Origin of the sequence: Flavobacterium terrigena (assembly GCF_900108955.1) — a bacterium.
In the GTDB taxonomy this organism is placed as follows: Bacteria; Bacteroidota; Bacteroidia; order Flavobacteriales; family Flavobacteriaceae; genus Flavobacterium; species Flavobacterium terrigena.
The window spans coordinates 737,422-742,471 of the sequence record NZ_FNYA01000001.1; the positions used below are offsets into that span (position 1 = coordinate 737,422).

Sequence of the window (5,050 nt, forward strand, 5' to 3'; positions counted from 1 at the left end):
TTTTAAAACTCCATTTTGATACACTTTGTATCCTACTACTCCAACATTATCTGATGAAACATTCCAAGATAAATTAGTTCCAGTAGCAGTTGTTCCTGAAGCTGAAATTGTTGTAGCTAAAGGAGCTGTTGCATCTGCAGAACCAGAACCTGTAATTGTAAGGTCGGCATTGTTTATATCAAAGAAAATATGATTACTTCCTTTCACCATAATTCTATTAGTAGTACCTGAAACATTAGGAATAACTACCGCTTGAGATCCGTCATTTGGCGTATCTGCAACTAATGAAATTGGAAAAGTTAAACCACCATCAGTTGATAATAAAATATCAACATTTGCACAATTTACACCATTTGCATTTGTACCAGCAACAGTCCAATTAATTGTTTGTGTAGTTCCTGCCGCATAACTTGTTGCAGTATTTTGAGAATCTACAGTAAATGGACCAGCCACACCATCAACAGAAACAATTACATCATCTGTGTTATTTGCTCCACCACCAATTTTGTTATCTCTTACAGTTAATCTAAAATTTAAAGTTCTAGCAACTGAAGGCAAAGTTTCAGAAACAATTCTGTAACCAGCAGTTGAAGTTGCTCCACTTAATATTGTATTCAAAGTTGGAAAATAACGAACTGGAGAAATAGTAGGATTATATGATCTAAATAAAGCTCCAGTAGTATTAGTACTTGTTGGAACTGTAGTAGTCGCATTTCCTAAGTCCATTTGCTCCCAAGAGTAAGTTAATTGATCAGCAGTATTTGCATCAGTTGCACTTCCTGTTAACATAAACGGTGTTCCTTTCGGAATTGTAAAATCTAAACCTGCATTAACAACTGGCACTGCATTATTAGTAGGAGTTGAAGTTCCACAAGTTAATGTTTTAATTTTATCTGTTACTTGTTGAATACTAATTGCGTGAAAATATGAATCATAAGTTGCTTGAATGTCTTTTACTGTTTTTCCAGCATAACTCATTATTGTAGACCCACTTCCTGGCTCCATTTGTGCGATATTACTACTTTCCGTAACGTATGTAAAAGTATGTTTCCACCTAATTGATGTGCCATTTCATGAGAAACCATATTCACATCAAATTGATCTCCTTCTGGGATAAGTGTTGTAGAAGAATATGCTTTTCCTTTATAATTTGATATACCCACACAACCAATACAAACAGAACTTCCACCACCTCTAACAGAATCGAATAAATGCCCTAAATCATAATTAGCATCACCTACATTAGTATTTAAACAATTATTTAATTCTGTATGAATATTTGAAACGGTTGTGTAAGGATCTAAAGTAGCATCAGTAAAAATAATAGAATCATTATTTGTAACAAGCACTAAACGTACTCCAAAATCTCTTTCAAACAGAGCATTAACTCTAGTCATCGTATTAACTATTCCTGCTAATGCTAAAGCCTTTGTTCCTCCAAAATAAGTAGCATATTCACCAGTACAAGATACCGCTAAACGATACGTACGTAATTTCGAATCATCAGCTCCTCTCATTAATATAGTAGAATTATTAGAAATTTGATTTGTAAAATCCGTAACATCATGATCTGAATTACAATCAAATTTATTAAAGGCTTTTTTATGATCGGTTGTTTTATATATACTATATGTCATTTTATCAGAACTTATTGGCTCAATAAAAGTTGTTTCCTTGTTTGGATAAACAATCATAGCTTTAAAACCTAATGGAGAACTACTTAAAAAGGCACGAACAGAAGGATTATCTACACCAACTGCAACATATGATTTAATTTCTGGAAATTTAGCTGCTAATTCAGGAGCTAAAACAGAATTTTCATATACTTCAAATTTTTCAATTTTACCATCTACTGTTGGTAAAGTGATGATTGTTTTAGAATTTTTATTTGAGATATCTCTTTTAGGAGAAGTTTTTAATGCCTTTTTTAAAGATTCAAAATCTAAATTAAATATGTTCTCTCGAGGGAAATTAGATTTTTCGTCGTTAATAATTACTTTGTTAGAATTGCTTTTTTTCCATAATCCATTTTCATTTTGTGCATTTAGATATACACTCACAAATAACAAGGTAAAACAAATTAATTTTTTCATAGTTGTGCGTTTTAATTTTTTTTTATAACTGGCTCAAAACTAGTAATTTAAAAAATAACATCGACGAAATTAACAAAAAAATCGACGAAATGCACTATTTTTTTTCATTTTGTAAGTTAATTAATATCATTTCAAACCATAATTTTAACAATTTTTAAAAAATTAAATCAACTATTTGATTGTCAGTTGTTTATACCTGTGTTTTAATTCTTACATTAATTTAGATTGAATAAATAAAATTGCCATAAATTAAGTATTAAAAACAAAAAAACCAGCATTTTTTAATCGATAAAAAAACACATCACACATCATTATATGTTTTTCATCGTCAATTAATTACATCGAAATGTTAATAATAATATAAAGTAAAAATTGACTATTTCAGCACCTTAAAATAGTGTTAAATTTGTATTAATTATTTGACTGCCCCTGTTTGACATACTATTAATTGGTTTTTATTAATATTGAAAAACAATTAATTATTTATTAGACTTTATTTATTACTTAAATAAAGTTTTCATTCCTTCTCTCTTTTATTTTTTTTAAAAAATTTCAATATTCATTGAAATAATAATCAACTCATTTATTTTAAACGGAATATTACTAAAGTGATATTCACAAAACATGCTATCATGAAAAAAAATATTTTATTTCATCTAAAAAAAATCCCTCATTCAATAGGTGACATTTACCATTTGACGAAGGTTTATTTAAACTATTTATATCAAAGCCATTTACAAGTTAATAGCTTAAATAAATATTTAATAATTTTTAGTTTATTTACATTTATACTTTTAAACAATAATTTAGCATATAGCCAAATTACAATTGATGGAAATCCATCGGAGTGGCCTGGTGTATTAAATAATGCCGCAAATACTAAAAAGGCATTTAAACATGATCCATTTAACGTAATCGGAACTGATGATCAATGGACACAAGGTTCAAAAGATACCGACCCTTCACCAACATTAAATTGGAAATGGGTTAAAGGTAATTCCAATGACAAAGGAGACATTGGAAATGCAGGTGCTGTATTATTAGGAACTAAACTTTACTTTTTTGGTGACAGAGCTGCTTTTAATGGAGATGCTCAAATTGGATTTTGGTTTTTCCTTAATGATGTTATGCCTACAGGAACAGGTGATTCAGCTAGTCCATTTGTAGGTGAACACGCTAATGGTGATATACTTATTATTAGTAATTTCACAAATGGTGGTGGAATTGTTCAGCCAATAGTTTATGTATGGGCTGGAAAAACAGCCAATAATCCTGGAGCATTAGTATTAATTAATGCAAACGTTGTATCTGCAACATTAGCATCAAATAGCGTTTCATACAATGTACCAGGCGGAGCAAGTGGCACACCAATGTTTAATGGTGACACATGGATTTTTAGTCCAAAATCTGGGCCAGCAAATACTTATCCAGTACCATTATTTTTTGAAGGAAGTTTAGATTTGGCTACCATTCAAGGAATTAGCCCATGTTTTAAAAGATTCCTTTTAGAAACAAGAAATTCACAATCTTTAACTGCATCATTACAAGATTTAGCTGCAGGTGGTTTCTCTGGGGTTCCTCCAGCACCAAGTGCTGTTGCTAGTAGTCGATGTGGTACAGGAAGTGTAACCTTAAGCGCTTCTGGTTGTACTGGAACATTAAATTGGTATGCTAATGCCACAGGCGGATCACCAATTGGAAGCGGCCCATCATTTAACACACCGTCAATTTCACAAACAACTACTTTTTATGTTTCATGTACATCAGATGGTTGTGAAGGATCAAGAGCGCCAGTTATAGCCACAATAAACCCTCCTCCTAATGCAGGAGCAAGTTTCACTCCAATAATTTGTAATGGCGGTAATTCTACAATAACAGTTAGTGCAAGTGGAGGAACTCCTCCGTATACCTATTCTATTGATGATATAACTTATCAAGCTGAAAACACTTTTACAGTTCTAGCAGGACCTTATACCGTTTATGTACAAGATTCAAAAGGATGTAAAGGGCAATATCAAGTTAGTATTTCAGAACCAAACCCAAATCAACCAGATATTAATATCGGACCTGGATTTGGAATCTATTGTGGATTATCTCTATCACAAGCTCAGGCTCAATTAAATATCGATTTTAATGCTTGGTTAAATTCATTGCAGATTTTAGCATCTGGAACTGAACCATACACTATCACAACCAACCCAACAAACCCAACTCCACCAGCTATTAACGGCGGAGAAGTTGAAGTTATTTGGACAATTACAGATGCTTGTGGTAAAATTGACACAACTAGCGGGATATTCAGTATTGGTGGTTGTAATATCAACTGTACATTATCCAGTATTCCGACACCTTGTAATGTAGCTGGTTCAATTACTGCCAGAGCAGAAAATGGTTTCCCTTCTTATAACTTCTATTTATATTTATCAACCGACACAAATTTCACAAACCCACTTCAATCATTTTTGAATCAAAATCCACAGGGTGAAAACAATTTTGCTGAAGTAGTTTTTACAAATCTAGCAGCAGGGAATTATACAGTACTAATGTTAGATCAAGTACAAAACTCTATTGCTAACGCAACAGCATGTAGTATCGAAGTAACGAGAGATAATCCCCCACCTGTTACAGAAAATTGTTCTAATGATCAATTAGCTGCTTGTGGTCTATCTCAACAAGCTATTGATCAAGATTACTTAGCTTGGTATCTTAGTTTAGCTCCTACAGGTGGTACTAATTTACAATTTAGTATTAGTGTTACAGACAGCCAAGGTAATGTTGTTGATGATGATGGCGTTTTTTCTCCAAATAAATGTGGCGAAATTTATACTGCTACAGTTACATATTCTGACGATTGCTCACAAAGCGGTGATTGTCAAGGTATTTATACTGTAATTGGAGACACTGAAGCACCGGTAATCACAACACAAAATCAAAGTGGTGATTTAGGTTGTAATCCA

The 5,050-nt window shown here is 32.2% G+C and carries 2 protein-coding genes and 1 pseudogene; 1 reads left to right on the forward strand and 2 read right to left on the reverse strand.

What is annotated here, in order from left to right; all coding sequences use genetic code 11:
* Both BMX42_RS14505 and BMX42_RS03560 read right to left on the reverse strand, forming a co-directional pair.
* A pseudogene (locus tag BMX42_RS14505) lies at positions 1-1,005 on the reverse strand (reprolysin-like metallopeptidase); the annotation flags it as partial.
* Positions 978-2,093: a reprolysin-like metallopeptidase gene (locus BMX42_RS03560; protein ID WP_091308714.1), complete on the reverse strand. Its 1,116-nt coding sequence runs from the start codon at positions 2,091-2,093 to the stop codon at positions 978-980. The pseudogene BMX42_RS14505 and the gene BMX42_RS03560, both read right to left, overlap by 28 nt.
* Positions 2,094-2,725: 632 nt before the next feature.
* On the opposite strand from BMX42_RS03560, the gene BMX42_RS03565 reads away from it, so the two are divergent.
* Positions 2,726-5,050: SprB repeat-containing protein (locus BMX42_RS03565; RefSeq protein WP_143055598.1), on the forward strand; the 2,325-nt coding region annotated here is incomplete at its 3' end.